A 14,166-nucleotide genomic window follows, 5' to 3' on the forward strand; every position below is an offset into this window, starting at 1 on the left:
GGTGTCATTCCTCCAAGCGGGCCTGGAACGCGGCCAGCGCCTCGTCGAGGTCCCGGACGTCGCCCGGGTCCCAGTCACGCTCCCAGCCTCCCAGGCTCAGGAGAACCGACAGCAACCCGGCCGTGAAGCCCCAGACGAACAGGCCGCCGACCTCGAAGGCCGGCCCCTTCCAGGGCGCGCCCTTCTTCTGCACGGTGAACCGGTTGGCCGGGTCGGCCAGGTCGGCGATGGCCACGCGCGCGACGGACGCCGTCTCGCCCGGGTCGACCGCGTGCACCGGCGACGGCTCCGCCCAGTGCGCCAGCACCGGCGTCACGGCGAACCCGGACACCGGCACGAACAGCTCCGGCAGCACCGCGACCGGCCGGACGCCGGCCGGAACCACGCCGGTCTCCTCCTCGGCTTCGCGCAGCGCGGTGCCGATCGGGCCGCCGTCGCCGTCCTCGGCGCCGCCGCCCGGGAAGGCGACCTGCCCGGCGTGCGAGCCCAGCGTGTCGGCGCGGCGCTGCAGGAGGACGTCCGGCTCGCCGTCGGCCTCGCGTTCACCGAAAAGGATGAGCACCGCGGCCGGGCGCGGATACGCGTCCTGGGGCGGGCTGAACCGGGTGAACGTCTTCGAATCGACCTCGCCGCTCACCTTGACCAGCGGCCGGAGCCACTCGGGCACCGACTCGGGTTCGACAAGTGGTCCGATCACGATGCCCCCTCGACTGCCGCGCGCACCTGGTCAGTGTTCACGAAGGTGGGTGGATTCGCGATGAACCGGATCTCGCCGGCCGCGGTGACGAGGTAGGACGCCGGGAGTCTCGGCGGCACCTTCAGCGCGGTCCGGACCGGGCCGGTCTGCCCGTTCCCGTCGTACACCGACGGCAGGTGCACGCCCAGCCTGGCCAGCAGGTCCAGGCCGTCCTTCGCCGGGCTCTGCACCTGGACGCCGAGCACGCGCACGGCACCCGGCTGCTTCGCGTACTCCTGGAGCACCGGCAGTTCGGTCCGGCACGGCTCGCACCACGACGCCCACACGTTGACCAGCGCCGGAGCCCCGGCGAGGACCTTCCCGACGTCGACGCTCGCGCCGTCGCCGAGGCAGTCCGCCGTGACGCCTTCGAGCTGCTTCACCGGCTGCGCGGGCCCCGGCGCGGGGCACGGCTGGAGGACCGCCGCGGCCCGGGCCGGCGCGAGGTCCTCACCCGGTTTCGCGGCGGTGTCCGGGCCACCGCGCGGCAGCAGCGCGACGAGCAGCGCCACCGCCAGCACGGCGGCGGCCAGTGCCCACTTGGTGACTCTCGTCACCGGGGCGCCGCCAGCGCCAGGATGTGGTCCTTTTCCTCGCCTTTGACCAGCTTCGCGGCTTCCTCGAACCCGGTCGGGCCGGTGCCGTACGACGGGCAGTCCCTGGCCAGCGGGCAGGCGCCGCAGGCCGGCTTCTTGGCGTGGCAGACGCGGCGGCCGTGGAAGATCACCCGGTGCGAGAGCATCGTCCACTCCTTGCGGGGGATCAGCTCGCCGATCGCGTGCTCGACCTTGACCGGGTCGTCCTCCGCCGTCCAGCCCCAGCGGCGGACCAGCCGGCCGAAGTGGGTGTCGACGGTGATGCCCGGGACGTCGAAGGCGTTGCCGAGGACGACGTTGGCCGTCTTGCGGCCGACGCCCGGCAGCGTGACCAGGTCCTCGAGCTTGCCCGGCACCTCGCCGTCGAAGCGCTCGACCAGGGCCGCGCCCAGGCCCATGACGGAGTTCGCCTTGGCCCGGTAGAAGCCGGTGCTCCGGAGGTACTCCTCCAGCTCGGGGCGGTCGGCGCCGGCGTAGTCGGCGGCGGTCCGGTAGCGCTTGAACAGGGCGGGCGTGACGAGGTTCACCCGGACGTCGGTGGTCTGTGCGGACAGCACGACCGCGACCAGCAGTTCCAGCGGTGTGGTGAAGTCGAGCTCGCAGTGGGCGTCCGGATACACGTCGTCCAAGCAACGCTTCATCCGCCTGGCGCGTCTCACCAGAGCTAACCGGCTTTCACCAGCGCCCTCACGGGGGGCGTTCGTGGTGGCAGGTGGCACCCCGATAGCCTACGGGCGCCGTCGGACGAGCCGGTGACTGCACCGGTGGACGACCGACACGCCAGAGCACCACCTCGGCGCGTTTTCCGGCCGCCATGAGCGAGGATCTGGAGTAGATGCTTTCCATCGAGTGTTTCGGGGTCCGGTCATGACCGTCTGGTTCGTCATCCTGGTCCCCTTGGTGATCATGTTCTTCGCGCTGGGCATGGAGCGCGTCGAGAGCAGGCTGAAGCACGTCGCGGTGCAGGAGAACGAGGTCGAAGAGTTCCTCGAGCAGGCGCAGCCCAACGAGGTCAGGGCGCTCTACGGGCACGGCATCGGCCGCGCGCTGGAGCTGTTCCGGCTCCGTAGGCTGGGCGGACGGGCAGCCAGGCTACGCGCGCGTCGCGTGCGGAGTTAGGCTCCACGTTCGAACGAGATCGTTTCGGCGGACCGCGCGTCCGACGGGCGATCTCGGGAGTACGCCCTAGACTGACGCGCAAGTGATCGGCGTCACGCTCCTCCAGCCCCGGGGGAGCGCGCACGTTTCTCGACGAGGAGGCACCCGAGGTGGACGAAACCCTGGCCCGTGCGGGCATTTTCCAGGGTGTTGAGCCGGCAGCGGCGGAGGCGCTGGCCCAGACCTTGGAATCCGTGGAGTTCCCCCGCGGGCACGTCATCTTCAACGAGGGCGAACCCGGCGACAAGCTGTACATCATCCAGTCCGGCAAGGTGAAGATCGGCCGCAAGTCGCCGGACGGCCGCGAGAACCTGCTGGGCATCTTCGGCCCGTCGGACATGTTCGGCGAGCTGTCCATCTTCGACCCCGGCCCCCGGACGTCGAGCGCGACCACGGTCACCGAGGTCCGCGCGGTCACCATGGACCGCCCGGCCCTGCGCCAGTGGATCTCGACCCGCCCGGAGATCGCCGAGCAGCTGCTGCGCGTGGTCGCGCGCCGCCTGCGCCGGACGAACAACATGGTCGCGGAACTGATCTTCACCGACGTCCCGGGCCGCGTGGCGCGCGCGCTGCTGCAGCTCGCGCAGCGGTTCGGCAGCCAGGAGGCGGGCCTGCTGCGGGTCACGCACGACCTGACGCAGGAAGAGATCGCCCAGTACGTCGGCGCCTCGCGCGAGACCGTCAACAAGGCGCTCGCCGACTTCGCCCACCGCGGCTGGCTGCGGCTCGAGGGCAAGAGCGTGCTGATCCTGGACCCGGAGCGCCTGGCCCGCCGCGCTCGCTGAGTCTCCCTTACGTCGAAGGCCCCTCGGCTCGCGCCGAGGGGCCTTCGTTGTGCCACATAACAAAGAGCCGGGCGCCACCCCCGACGTGGCGCACCGGCTCTTCGTTGTTTGCGCGGACCATCCCCCGACGATCCGCGCTCCCCGCCCTCCGGGCCAGGCCCCGACCCGTGTGCCGGAGGGAGCTGGGTTTTCTGTGCTGTTGTTCAACCATCACGGCCCATACCCACGAATTCAAGGCCATTCACTCTCAAGGACGCCGTCTGGGCCGTTTCGTTGCAGGAGTTCACAGAGAATATCGTGAGTGTTACCGGATCGAGACCATCTCGCCCGGCCGCAAGATCCGTTGCCCGTCTGCCGGTGACGCACCTGACCGACAAATAACTGGTACCGACGTACCACTCTGCGGCATACTTGTACGCGTGTCCCAGTCTGTCTCGAACCACGAAAGCCGCACGTCCCTCGCCGACTACCGCGCCGCGCTGACGACCCGGGCGGCCCGGCGGCCCGCCGCCGCGTCCGTGCTCGCCCGCCTGCCGATCGCCATGATCGGCATCTCGGCCCTGCTCTACGTCCAGCGCGAGACCGGTTCCTTCGCCGTCGCCGGGCTGGTCTCGGCCGGTTCACTCGTCGGTGTCTCGGTGGGCGCGGTGGTGCAGGGCAGGCTGATCGACCGGTTCGGGCCGACGCGGCCGCTGCTGACCGTCTCGCTGCTGCTGGCGCTGTCGATGACCGCGCTGGTGACGGCCATCGAATCGCACGCCGCGACCGCGGTGCTCGTCGCGCTGGGCGCGGCCACCGGGCTGACCGAGCCGATGGTCGGGTCGGCGTCGCGGGCGCTGTGGACGCGGCTGCTCCCGCCGGGTGGCGCGCGCAACGCGGCGTTCTCGTACGAGGCGATCAGCATGGAGGTCTTCTTCATCCTGGGTCCCGGCCTCGCGGGGTTGCTGGTGATGGCGCCGTGGGCGGGCACCGGCCTGGTGCTGGGGGTCGCGCTGCAGTTCACCGGCGCGGTGCTGTTCGCGCTGAGCCCGGCGGTGCGGGCGTGGGGACCGAGTTCGGGTCCTTCGGGCTCGCTGCTGGGCGCGCTGGCGAGCCCGGGCATGCGGACGCTGGCGATCGCCGCGCTGGGCTTCGGCGTGGTGATCGGGTTCGTCGAGGTCGCCGTGCCGGCCGCGGCCACCGAAGCGGGCCAGGCGTCCGTCGGCGGTCTGCTGCTGTCGGCGTGGTCGCTGAGCTCGGTGGCGTTCGGCGTCGCCTACAGCCTGCGGCCGTGGCCGAGGCAGCTGGGCCTGCGGCTGCCGCTGCTGCTCGGCGGCTTCGGGGCGCTGGTCGCGCTGCTGGCGTGGCCGACGTCGCTGTGGGGCCTGGCGCTGATGATGCTGCTGGCGGGCGCGTTGATCACCCCGCAGTCGACGGCCCACTCGACGACGATCGAGGTGGTCGCCCCCGCGGGGACGGCGGCCGAGGCGTTCGGCTGGGTGCTGACAGCGGTGACGCTGGGACTGGCCGCGGGCCAGTCGATCAGCGGGTACGTCGTCGAGCACGCGGGCCCGGGCGCGGCGTTCCTGGCGGCGAGCGTGGCCGGGGTGGTGCTGGCGGCGGTCGTGTGGCTGCTGCGCGGCACGGTCCGGCCGGCTCCGCAGGCTGCGGTCGCGCCTTCGCTCGTCAACGCCTAGGCGGCGCCGGGGGCTCCCGCGGTTCTGAACGCTGCGCGCCACCGCCGGTGGCGGTCCGGCCGCCGCGGGAGCCATCCCTGACCCTCGTTTCCGCAGGTCAGCGGGTTTTGTCGGTGGTCACCGCTAGCTTGTGGTCATGGACGTCACAGCTCCTGCCCACCGCCTCTCGGCGGCCGTCTCCGCCGCGTCGCGGCTGCTGCCCGCGCGCTCCGGGCTGCGGCTGCGGGCGGGCTCGGCCGGGCTGACCGTGGCCGGGAGCGCTCCGGATCTCGCCGTCCGGTTCGACTGCCCGGCGACCACGCACACCGAAGGCTCGGTCGTCGTCCCCGCGGCGCCGCTGGCCGAGACGCTGAAGGTGCTCGGCGCCGAGCGGGTGCGCCTGGTCGTCGAGGGCAGCCGGCTGGCGTTGCGGCTGGACAACGCCCGGTTCGCGCTGCCGCTGCTGCCGGACTCCGGCGCCACCACGGAGCCGCCGGCGCGCGTGTCCGAAGTGGACGGAGCGGCGTTCGCGTCGGCGCTGCGGATCGTCGCCGGCACGGCGGCGAAGGACGATCCCCTGCCGCTGTTCACCGGCGTCCGGCTGCAGGCGGACGGCGAGCGGCTGACGCTGACCGCGTCGGACCGGTACCGGATGGCGGTCGCCCGGCTGCCGCTGCGTTCGCCCGGCTCGCTGGACGTCCTGGTGCCGGCGGCGCTGCTGTCGGAGGCGGCCCGCCAGGCCACCGGTGTCGTCGGGCTGCACGCCGGCCCGGGCCGGTTCGGGGTCAGCTGGGCGGGCGGCCTGGTCGGCACGGCGGTGCTCGACGCGGGGTTCCTGTCGGCGGACTCGATCCCCTCGGGCTCGGTCGAGACCACGGTCACGCTGGCGGCCGACGCCCTCGCGGCCGCGGTCCGCCGCGTCGGTGTGTACGCCGAGGACAGGCGCGTCCTCACCCTGGAGGTCGGCGACGCCGAGATCCGCCTGGCCAGTGCCCGGCAGGACACCGGCGAGGCGGAGGAGACGCTGAAGGCCGAGGTCGGCGGCGGCCGGACGGCGCCTTCCTTCCAGGCCCGGTACCTGCTGGACGCGCTGGGCGCGTTCGCGGGCGAGCGCGTGACGATGTCGATCCAGCCGGGGATGCGGGCGTGCATCCTGCGGCCGGCCGAGGCCGGGGAGGTGGAGCTGACGTACTACCTGATGCCCATGCTCAGCCGATGAGCTCGGACAGATCGCGGAGGACGACGTCGGCCGCCGGGCCGGCGGTGAACTGGCCGACCGTCAGGGCGGCGCTGCCGAAGCTCTGCTCGTAGGCCTGCCGGAGGTGCGGTGAGGAGCGGCCGAGGGCCCAGTCGACCGTCGACGTGCTGGTGCGGAGGTAGTCGATGGGCAGCCGGCCGAGCACGTACAGCTCGGCGCGGCGGTCACCGCGTTCGAGGACCAGGCCGACCAGGTCGGCGACGAGCATGCGCTTGCGCATGGTGTCGCGGCCCTTCCACTGGGCGGCCTTGAACTCGGCCACGCGGCGGTCCGTCTCGAGGTCGAACTTGCGGCCGCCGTCGTTGCCCGAGGCCAGCGACGGGCGCCGGACGATGCGTTCGCCCGGTTCGAGGATCTTCGGCAGGGCCCGGACGATCATCGCCGCGTGGATGAGGTCGTTGACGTGGCCGGCGTGCTGCCGCACCAGCAGCGCGCCCTGGAGCAGGGCGCCGGTGAGCCCCTCGGGCGCCACCCGCTCCTCGACGGTCTCGCGGTCCGCGCCCTCCAGGCGGTCCTCCAGCCGGCTCACCCGGCTGGCGAGGTCCTCCTGGCCGAAGAACTCGTGCAGGTCGATGAACGACTTCAGCACCGAGCCGAGGTCGCTCCCGACCGGCGGCGACGGCTCGGCGGGCGATTCGGCGGTGGCCTGGACGGTGGGCTCGTGCGGCAGCGGGCTCGTCGCGAAGCCGAGCCGCCGGAGCTGCCGGATCGCGTAGTGCGAGATGAAGTCGGTCCGCGGCACGCCGAGAGCACGCTCGAAGATCTGCCGCGGCGGCCACCGCTCCTCGCCGATCGACACCCAGTGCGTGCGGATCGGCTCCGGGCCGCCCAGGCCGGCGGCGCGCAGCACCTGGGCCCGGCTCAGGCGGTGCTGCTCGCCGTTGAGTACGAAGTCGATCGCGCGCTCGTCGTCCACAGGCACTGAGTCGCCCGCGCGCCTGCTCCCGCTACACCGGCTCCCACGTGCCCAAGCGCTGAAACGCGCCCGGCCCGCGATCCGGCGCGATCAGGCCGACGCGGCCTTGACCGCCGCCTCGACCTCGGCGAACGACGGGTTGACCATGGCCGTCGACCCGACGATCACCGTCGGCACGGTCTCGTTGCCGTTCGCGACCTCGCGGACGCGGGCGGCCGCCGCCGGGTCCTCCCAGATGTTGATCGCGCGGACGTTGAAGCCGCTCCTCGACAACGGGCGCTCCAGCGCGGCGCAGAAGCCGCACCCCGGGCGCCAGTAGAACTCGACCTCGACGTTGCTCATCCGTTCTCCTCCGACCGCAGGTAGTCCAGCTGCGCCTGCACGCTCAGCTCGGCAGGCGCCCACAACGCCCGGTCGACGTCGGCGTACACGACCTCGACGACCTGGCGGGGCGTGGCGTCCGCCCCGAGCGTCTTCAGAGCCGAACGCACCTGGTCGAGCCGCTGTTCCCGGTGGGCAAGGTACTCGCGCGCGGTCGCGGGCAGATCGAGGAGCTCCGGACCGTGCCCGGGCAGCCCGATCGTCCCCGCCGGCAGCTCGATGAGCTTGCGCAGCGAGCGCAGGTAGTCGCCGAGGTCGTGCAGCACCGTCGTGCCGCGGCCGAGGATCGTGTCACCGGTCAGCACCTGGCCGTCGAGGACCAGCGACGCCGAGTCGTCGGTGTGCCCGGGGGTGTGCAGGACACGGAGGGAAAGGCCGCCCGCCGAGATCACCTCTCCGTCCACAAAGGACGAAGCACCGACGCACAGCGCGGGGTCGAACGCCCGCACCGGCGCGCCGACGCGCTCGGCGAACCACGGCGCGCCCTCGGCGTGGTCGGGGTGGTGGTGCGTGAGCAGGATCAGCTCCACCGGACCGACGCCGGCCAGCAGCTCGAGGTGCTCGAGGTCGCGGTAGCCCGGATCGACGACCACGGCCGGGCCCGACGGCGCCGCCCGCAGCACCCAGCTGTTGGTGCCTTCGAGCGTCATCGACGACGGGTTGTTCTCCAGCAGCACCGACGCCGTCTCGGAAACCCGGCGCAGCACGCCGTACGCGGGGGCGGTCATCGCTTCTCCAGCACGACTCGGACCTGGTCGTTCTCGCGGACCAGCGTCGGCGCGATCCGGACGATCTCGCGCGGCGCGTTCAGCACGTCGTCGGCGGTGGCGAACGCCGCCAGCTCGCTCAGCGTCAGCCAGGTGGGCGGCATGAGCATCCGGCGGCCTTCGCGCGCGTCGGCGATCGCGTCTTCGGGGCGCTGCCAGCCGGAACTCGACGCCTCCGACGTCGCCCCGTCGGCCTCTTGGCCTTCCGGCAGCTTCGCGACGTAGAAGCGGGTGTCGTAGCGGCGCGGCTCCTGCTCGGGCGTGATCCAGTGCGCCCACGGCCGCAGCAGGTCGGCCCGCAGCGTCAGGCCGGCGTCGGCGAGGAACCCGGCCAGGGACACCTCCCGCGTCTCCAGGGCGTGGCGGGCGGCCGCGTACGGCGAGACGTCGGTGAGCACCGCCTCCGCGCTGCCCGCGAGCAGCACGCCGGACTCCTCGAACGTCTCGCGCACGGCCGCGCAGGTCAACGCCCGCGCGAGGGCCTCGTCACAGCCGAACCGCGAGGCCCACCACGACGGCTCGGGCCCGGCCCACGCCACCGACGTGTCGGCGTCACGCCGGTCGACCCCGCCGCCGGGGAACACGGTCATCCCGCCCGCGAACGGCATGCCCTTGACCCGGTGCTGGAGGAAGACCTCGACGCCGTCGGCGCCGTCCCGGACCAGGATGACCGTGGCCGCGTCCTTCGGCGTCGCCGGCGGGCCGTCGGCGTTCGCGCGGGTGGCCACTCCCGCGCCGACCGGGATGTCGAAGACGAACTCCTTGGGCTGCTCCACCTCGGAAACATACCTCCGGTACCCGACGTCCCGTCGCGCAGTTGTGGCACGCCGGACACGGAAAAGGCGGCCCGCCCGGCACCGGGGGGCCGCCCTTCCGCGAAGACGAACCTAGGGAGCGGTCCAGCCGCGCTGGTCACCGCCGGAGCGGGACGCGCCGTTGAGCCGCATCTTCGCCGCCTCGGCCCGCTCGCGCTCGGCCAGCTCGGCGTGCAGCTCACGCAGCAGGGCCCGGTCGCGCTCGCTCAGGCTCGGGTCGTCCAGGTCCAGCGCCGGCAGCTCGACGACCTCGTGCATCGACGGCTTGCCGATCGCGATCTCGCGGCCCTTCTCCGGGTCCTCGGCCAGCGCCTGCCGCAGCTGCGCCACCTCGGCCGGGGTCAGGTCGGCGGTGCGCTCCGCCCGCGTCTCCGACCGCGCCTTGCGGGGCGGCTCGGCGGCGGGCGGCGGCGACACGATCGGCACCACCGGGGCGACCGGCTCGGCCGGCGCCGTCGTGGTGGTGCTGCTCGACCGCATGCTGTGCCGGCTGCCCGACTCCGCGACCGGCTCCGAGTTCACCGGGGCCGACGGCTTCGCGGGCTCGGGGCGGTACGTCGACGCGGGCGCCGACGTGCTCCCCGTCACCCACGCCGGCGACGCGGCCGCCGAAGCGGCCTGGTGGTACTCGGAGTGCGCGACACCCGGGCCGCTGACCTCGACGACCGAGTGGATGCCGGCCCGGCGCAGCGCCGTGTCGACGCGGAAGGCGACGGCGGGCGGGTTGCCCTCCGGGCCCAGCTCGACCAGCACCACGCGCTGCGGCAGCGCGCCCGGCACGCTGCCGGCCGGGGTGTTGCGCCACACCGCGTGCACCGACCGGACGTCCGGCAGCACCTGCAGCGTCCGGTCGAGCGCCTCGGCGATGCCGAACTCCGGGGAGTTCTCGCCGGTGAACCGGTGCGTGTTGACCGGCTCGGCCTCGTCGACCAGCAGGTCGTTCGCCAGCGTCGCGTCCGACCGGCTCATCTCGAGGACGAGCGCGAGCTCGCGCTGCTCGGCGGAGCTGACCGGGATCCGGCCCGCGATGAGCGTGCCGGTGGTCAGCTCGACCGCCTCGTCGATGTGGGCCCGGGCGATCAGCTCACGCGCTTCGGTGAGCGCGCTGTCGTCGATCCGGCCCGCCAGGGCCAGCAACAGGTTGTGCAGGCGCAGGGGCACCGAAAACCCGTCCATGGGCGGGCCGTCGTGGACCTCCACCATTGCCTTGCTCCCTCCCAGCTCGCTGGCGGGCGAGCGTTATGCGGCTACTAGCCGGTTCCCCGTGACCGCGCCCACGCAGACCAGCTCCGAGTCGGCCAGCGCGGCCAAGTGGTAACTCGGCATGGCGAAGCGCGGCGGGATGACCTCGACGCTGGGCTCTTCGTCGCCCAGGACCCGCAACACGCGCTGCAGTTCGCCCGTCAACCTCGGCAAGCCGGCCTGCGCGGTGATGAGCAGGACGCGCTTGGCGGTCCCCTGCCCGACCACACCGACGTGTCGCCAGCTCTGCCGCACTTCCCCCACGTCCGGGCGTCCCCGCAACGTTGCGTGGATCAACACGGACACGGAGTCGACCGAGTTAACCCATTCGGGCGCACTCGACGTGAATGTGTACCGGTTCTCGGAGACGTCGTCTACCCCCAGCGTCGAACTGACCTGGTGCCAGTCGGCGCCGTGCGGGATGAGCCCGGCCACGAGCAGGCGGTACTCCGTCTGGTCGAGGTCAATCCTGTGCTTAAGCAAAGACCTCGGCAGGGTCCGGGCGAGCGTGCCCATGGCGCCCTCGCCGAGCCAGTCGCGGAACCGCCACAGCAGCTGGTCGGGCAGCCGCCCGGCCAGCCGGAGCAGCAGCTCGTGCGTGGACTGCTCGATGTCCGGATCCATCACTGCACCTCCACGATCAGTTCGACCTCCACCGGCGAGCCGATCGGCAGCTCCGCGACGCCGACGGCCGAGCGGGCGTGGATGCCCGCGTCGCCGAAGACCTCGCCGAGGAGCTCGGACGCGCCGTTGACGACCGCGGGCTGGCCGGTGAAGCCCTCCGCGGAAGCCACGAAGCCGACAACCTTGACGATCCGCGTGACGTTGTCAATGCCCACCAGCGCGTGCACGGCCGCGAGGGCGTTGAGCGCCGACGTGCGGGCGTGGCCCTTCGCCTCTTCGGGGCTGATCTCCGCGCCGACCTTGCCGGTCGCGGCGAGCACGCCGTCGACGAAGGGCAGCTGGCCGGAGGTGTACACGTGGTTGCCGCTGCGCACCGCCGGGACGTACGCGGCCAGCGGAGCCGCCACACCCGGCAGCTCGATGCCGAGCTCCTTCAGCCGTTCGCTCCAGCTCACCCTGATCAGCCCTTCGGACGCTTGAGGTAGGCGACGTGCTGCTCGCCGCTCGGGTTCGGCAGCACGGTGACCAGCTCCCAGCCGTCCTCGCCCCACTGGTCGAGGATCTGCTTCGTCGCGTGGATCAGGAGGGGGACGGTGGCGTACTCCCACTTGGTGGCGCTCATGAACCGGGAGCGTAGCCAAGCGGGCAAGCGCGGCGGGGGCGGCCGCCGGAAAACGCGGCGCGACGCGCCGGGGTGTGGTTCATCTCACGCCGCTAGCGTGGGGGCGTGGAAACGTGGCGTGTGATCGCGGCGGTCCTGCTCGCGGCGGCCGGGCTGCCGCTGGTGCTCGTCGTGATGGCCAAGGTGCGGGACCGGACGCAGAGCTCCGGCCAGGTCGCGATCGGCGGCGTGGTGACCCTCACGCTGCTGCTCGTGCTGGGCGTGCTGATGGTCACGGTGCTGCCCGGGCTCGTCGCGTGGGTGCTGGTCGCGGCGGTCGCCGCTGCGGTCAGCGTCATGCTGCTGGCCAGCTGAGAGCTGATTTAGGGTGAAGAAGTGACCACTTCCCATGCCGGCTGGACCGACGAGCTTGCCCGTGCCCGGCTGCACTTCGTCACCGGCAAGGGCGGGACCGGCAAGACGACGCTCGCCGCCGCGCTCGGCCTCGCGCTCGCCCGCGAAGGCCGTCGCGTGCTGCTCATCGAGGTCGAGGGGCGCCAGGGCATCGCCCAGCTCTTCGACACCGAGCCGCTGCCGTACGCCGAGCAGCGCATCGCGTCCGTTCCCGGCGGGGGCGAGCTGCGGGCGCTGCACATCGACGTCGAAGCGGCGCTGCTCGAGTACTTCGAGATGTTCTACAACCTCGGCTTCGCCGGCCGGACGCTGCGGCGGATGGGGGCGATCGAGTTCGCCACCACGCTCGCGCCGGGCCTGCGGGACGTCCTGCTCACCGGGAAGATCAAGGAGTGCGTCGGCCGCACCGAGTCCGACGGGCGGCACACCTACGACGCCGTCGTCGTCGACTCGCCGCCGACCGGCCGGGTCGTCAAGTTCCTCGACGTCACCAAGGCCCTGACCGACCTCGCGAAGACCGGCCCGATCCGCGGCCAGGCCGAGGGCGTGGTGCGGCTGCTGCACTCCGGCGAGACCGCGGTGCACCTGGCGACGCTGCTGGAGGAGATGCCGGTCCGCGAGACCGTCGAGGCCGTGGCCGAGCTGGACGGCGCCGACCTGCGCCCGGGCGCCGTGCTGGTCAACCGCGTCCGGCCACCGCGGCTGCCGGCCCGGTCGGTGACCGCCGCCGCGGACGGGCGCGTCGACGCCTCCCGCGTCCGCGACGGGCTGGCGTCGGCCGGGCTGAAGCTGCCGGAAGCGACCCTGGAGGCGCTGGTCGACGAGACCGTCGAGCACGCCGTGCGGGTCGCCGCCGAGCAACGGGCGCGGGAGCAGCTCGCCGAGGCCGACCTGCCGACCCTGGAGCTGCCGGACCTGACCGAGGGCGTCGACGTCGCCGCCCTCTACGACCTGGCGGAAGCCCTGACCGACCAGGGGGTGCGGTTGTGACCACGATCGACATCGACGCGCTGCTCGACGACCCGGAAAGCCGCGTGATCGTCTGCTGCGGGTCCGGCGGCGTCGGCAAGACGACCACCGCCGCGGCCCTGGCCCTGCGCGCGGCCGAACGCGGGCGCCAGACGGTGGTGCTGACGATCGACCCCGCCCGGCGGCTTGCGCAGGCGCTGGGCCTGCGTGAGCTCGGCAACCACCCGCGTCAGGTGCAGGTCGAAGGGTTCGAGCCCAAGGGCGAGCTGTGGGCGATGATGCTCGACATGCGCCGCACGTTCGACGACATGGTGCGCGTGCACGCGGGGCCGGAACGCGCCGAGCAGCTGCTGCAGAACCCCTTCTACCAGACGATTTCCACGTCGTTCTCCGGCACGCAGGAGTACATGGCGATGGAGAAGCTGGGCCAGCTGGCGGCCACCGCCGAGTGGGACCTGATCATCGTCGACACCCCGCCGAGCCGGTCCGCTTTGGACTTCCTGGACGCGCCGACCCGGCTTTCGTCCGCTTTGGACGGCCGGATGATCCGGCTGCTCACCGCCCCGGCGAAGGCCGGCGGCTGGGGCCTGCGCAAGGTGGTCAACGCCGGGTTCTCGATGTTCGCCAAGGCGGTGTCGACGATCATCGGCGGCCAGCTGCTGACCGACGCGTCGGCGTTCATGCAGGCGTTCGACAGCATGTTCGGCGGCTTCCGCGAGCGCGCCCGCAAGACGGCGGAGCTGCTGCGCTCGTCGGGGACGTCGTTCCTGGTGGTGGCCGCGCCTGAGCCGGACGCGCTGCGGGAGGCGTCCTACTTCGTCGAGCGGCTCTCGGCCGAGTCGATGCCGCTGGCCGGGCTGATCGCGAACCGGACGCACCCGGTGCTGGCGTCCCTCTCGGGCGCCGAGGCGCTGGCCGCGGCCGAGACGCTGCAGAACGCGCCGCTGGCCGAGGCGGTGCTGCGGCTGCACGCCGACCGCGTCGAGCTGGCGGCCCGCGAGGAGCGGCTGCTGGCGCGGTTCACCCGGGCGCACCCGGAGGTGGCGCTGGCGAAGGTGCCGGCACTGGCCGGTGACGTGCACGACCTGGACGGCCTGCGCAGCATCGGCGTGAAGCTCGCCGGCTGACCCCGCCCCACCCGTCGTGGGGGGGGGGGGGGGTGTGTTAAAATTATTTAAAAAGCCACCCCCCGGGGGGCGGGGGGGGGGGGAGCGCGGAACAGGAAGACCCCCGGGGGGGGGGGGGCCGC

At 72.8% G+C, this 14,166-nt stretch carries 18 protein-coding genes; 7 read left to right on the forward strand and 11 right to left on the reverse strand.

Annotated features, from left to right (window positions below; genetic code table 11):
• Positions 1 to 4: 4 nt before the first annotated feature.
• The 3 genes from ABZW17_RS36065 to nth are packed head-to-tail and all read right to left on the reverse strand — an operon-like array spanning position 5 to position 1,973.
• A complete protein-coding gene (locus tag ABZW17_RS36065) occupies positions 5 to 697 on the reverse strand; it encodes a CoA pyrophosphatase (protein WP_354824076.1) in 693 nt (230 codons plus the stop codon).
• Positions 694 to 1,293, reverse strand: a complete 600-nt coding sequence (locus ABZW17_RS36070; protein WP_354824078.1) for a TlpA disulfide reductase family protein — start codon at positions 1,291 to 1,293, stop codon at positions 694 to 696. The genes ABZW17_RS36065 and ABZW17_RS36070 overlap by 4 nt, the downstream gene beginning before the upstream one ends.
• Positions 1,290 to 1,973 carry an endonuclease III gene (gene nth, locus ABZW17_RS36075; RefSeq protein WP_354824080.1) on the reverse strand — a complete coding sequence of 228 codons (684 nt, stop codon included), beginning with the start codon at positions 1,971 to 1,973 and terminating at the stop codon, positions 1,290 to 1,292. The genes ABZW17_RS36070 and nth overlap by 4 nt, the downstream gene beginning before the upstream one ends.
• A 226-nt stretch (positions 1,974 to 2,199) precedes the next feature.
• Between nth and ABZW17_RS36080 the strand changes: the two genes are divergently transcribed.
• The 4 genes from ABZW17_RS36080 (at position 2,200) to ABZW17_RS36095 (ending at position 6,149) form a co-directional block, all read left to right on the forward strand.
• Positions 2,200 to 2,451 (forward strand): hypothetical protein, encoded by a 252-nt coding sequence (locus ABZW17_RS36080; RefSeq protein WP_003081722.1) that lies wholly within the window; start codon positions 2,200 to 2,202, stop codon positions 2,449 to 2,451.
• Between the two features lie 149 nt (positions 2,452 to 2,600).
• A complete protein-coding gene (locus ABZW17_RS36085) occupies positions 2,601 to 3,275 on the forward strand; it encodes a Crp/Fnr family transcriptional regulator (RefSeq protein ID WP_003081747.1) in 675 nt (224 codons plus the stop codon).
• 419 nt (positions 3,276 to 3,694) lie between these two features.
• Positions 3,695 to 4,951 carry an MFS transporter gene (locus tag ABZW17_RS36090; protein WP_354824083.1) on the forward strand — a complete coding sequence of 419 codons (1,257 nt, stop codon included), beginning with the start codon at positions 3,695 to 3,697 and terminating at the stop codon, positions 4,949 to 4,951.
• A 136-nt stretch (positions 4,952 to 5,087) separates the two neighbouring features.
• Positions 5,088 to 6,149 (forward strand): DNA polymerase III subunit beta, encoded by a 1,062-nt coding sequence (locus ABZW17_RS36095; protein ID WP_354824085.1) that lies wholly within the window; start codon positions 5,088 to 5,090, stop codon positions 6,147 to 6,149.
• Here ABZW17_RS36095 and ABZW17_RS36100 read toward each other — a convergent pair.
• From ABZW17_RS36100 to ABZW17_RS36135, 8 genes are all read right to left on the reverse strand, one after another.
• Positions 6,139 to 7,104, reverse strand: coding sequence for a hypothetical protein (locus tag ABZW17_RS36100; protein WP_354824087.1), 966 nt, complete (start codon positions 7,102 to 7,104; stop codon positions 6,139 to 6,141). The genes ABZW17_RS36095 and ABZW17_RS36100 overlap by 11 nt on opposite strands.
• Before the next feature lie 90 nt (positions 7,105 to 7,194).
• Positions 7,195 to 7,446: a glutaredoxin domain-containing protein gene (locus ABZW17_RS36105; protein WP_354824089.1), complete on the reverse strand. Its 252-nt coding sequence runs from the start codon at positions 7,444 to 7,446 to the stop codon at positions 7,195 to 7,197.
• Entirely contained in the window at positions 7,443 to 8,213 is a 771-nt protein-coding gene (locus tag ABZW17_RS36110; RefSeq protein ID WP_354824091.1) for an MBL fold metallo-hydrolase, read from the reverse strand. The genes ABZW17_RS36105 and ABZW17_RS36110 overlap by 4 nt, the downstream gene beginning before the upstream one ends.
• On the reverse strand, positions 8,210 to 9,028 hold the full coding sequence (locus tag ABZW17_RS36115) for an NUDIX hydrolase (protein ID WP_354824093.1): 819 nt from the start codon (positions 9,026 to 9,028) through the stop codon (positions 8,210 to 8,212). The genes ABZW17_RS36110 and ABZW17_RS36115 overlap by 4 nt, the downstream gene beginning before the upstream one ends.
• 111 nt (positions 9,029 to 9,139) lie before the next feature.
• Positions 9,140 to 10,270: a hypothetical protein gene (locus ABZW17_RS36120; RefSeq protein ID WP_354824095.1), complete on the reverse strand. Its 1,131-nt coding sequence runs from the start codon at positions 10,268 to 10,270 to the stop codon at positions 9,140 to 9,142.
• Between the two features lie 36 nt (positions 10,271 to 10,306).
• Positions 10,307 to 10,933, reverse strand: coding sequence for a hypothetical protein (locus tag ABZW17_RS36125; protein WP_354824097.1), 627 nt, complete (start codon positions 10,931 to 10,933; stop codon positions 10,307 to 10,309).
• Positions 10,933 to 11,388: a RidA family protein gene (locus tag ABZW17_RS36130; RefSeq protein WP_354824099.1), complete on the reverse strand. Its 456-nt coding sequence runs from the start codon at positions 11,386 to 11,388 to the stop codon at positions 10,933 to 10,935. The genes ABZW17_RS36125 and ABZW17_RS36130 overlap by 1 nt, the downstream gene beginning before the upstream one ends.
• Positions 11,389 to 11,393: 5 nt before the next feature.
• The gene (locus tag ABZW17_RS36135) at positions 11,394 to 11,555 is read right to left on the reverse strand and encodes a DUF4177 domain-containing protein (protein WP_003068074.1); all 162 of its coding nucleotides are present in this window, start codon (positions 11,553 to 11,555) and stop codon (positions 11,394 to 11,396) included.
• 105 nt (positions 11,556 to 11,660) lie between these two features.
• Between ABZW17_RS36135 and ABZW17_RS36140 the strand changes: the two genes are divergently transcribed.
• From ABZW17_RS36140 to ABZW17_RS36150, 3 genes are read left to right on the forward strand one after another with little or no spacing between them, the layout of a single operon-like run.
• Complete coding sequence (locus ABZW17_RS36140; RefSeq protein WP_354824102.1) at positions 11,661 to 11,909, forward strand: hypothetical protein; 249 nt, start codon at positions 11,661 to 11,663, stop codon at positions 11,907 to 11,909.
• Between the two features lie 21 nt (positions 11,910 to 11,930).
• A complete protein-coding gene (locus tag ABZW17_RS36145; protein WP_354824104.1) occupies positions 11,931 to 12,938 on the forward strand; it encodes an ArsA-related P-loop ATPase in 1,008 nt (335 codons plus the stop codon).
• Positions 12,935 to 14,044: an ArsA family ATPase gene (locus ABZW17_RS36150; RefSeq protein ID WP_354824105.1), complete on the forward strand. Its 1,110-nt coding sequence runs from the start codon at positions 12,935 to 12,937 to the stop codon at positions 14,042 to 14,044. The genes ABZW17_RS36145 and ABZW17_RS36150 overlap by 4 nt, the downstream gene beginning before the upstream one ends.
• Positions 14,045 to 14,166: the final 122 nt, after the last annotated feature.

This window comes from Amycolatopsis sp. NPDC004625 (assembly GCF_040609695.1).
In the GTDB taxonomy this organism is placed as follows: Bacteria; Actinomycetota; Actinomycetes; order Mycobacteriales; family Pseudonocardiaceae; genus Amycolatopsis.

Excerpts from the sequence above, each read along its gene's own strand:
- nth (WP_354824080.1), bottom strand. The coding sequence starts at position 1,973 with ATGAAGCGTTGCTTGGACGACGTGTATCCGGACGCCCACTGCGAGCTC.
- ABZW17_RS36080 (WP_003081722.1), top strand. The coding sequence starts at position 2,200 with ATGACCGTCTGGTTCGTCATCCTGGTCCCCTTGGTGATCATGTTCTTC.
- ABZW17_RS36095 (WP_354824085.1), top strand. The coding sequence starts at position 5,088 with ATGGACGTCACAGCTCCTGCCCACCGCCTCTCGGCGGCCGTCTCCGCC.
- ABZW17_RS36105 (WP_354824089.1), bottom strand. The coding sequence starts at position 7,446 with ATGAGCAACGTCGAGGTCGAGTTCTACTGGCGCCCGGGGTGCGGCTTC.
- ABZW17_RS36110 (WP_354824091.1), bottom strand. The coding sequence starts at position 8,213 with ATGACCGCCCCCGCGTACGGCGTGCTGCGCCGGGTTTCCGAGACGGCG.
- ABZW17_RS36120 (WP_354824095.1), bottom strand. The coding sequence starts at position 10,270 with ATGGTGGAGGTCCACGACGGCCCGCCCATGGACGGGTTTTCGGTGCCC.
- ABZW17_RS36125 (WP_354824097.1), bottom strand. The coding sequence starts at position 10,933 with ATGGATCCGGACATCGAGCAGTCCACGCACGAGCTGCTGCTCCGGCTG.
- ABZW17_RS36135 (WP_003068074.1), bottom strand. The coding sequence starts at position 11,555 with ATGAGCGCCACCAAGTGGGAGTACGCCACCGTCCCCCTCCTGATCCAC.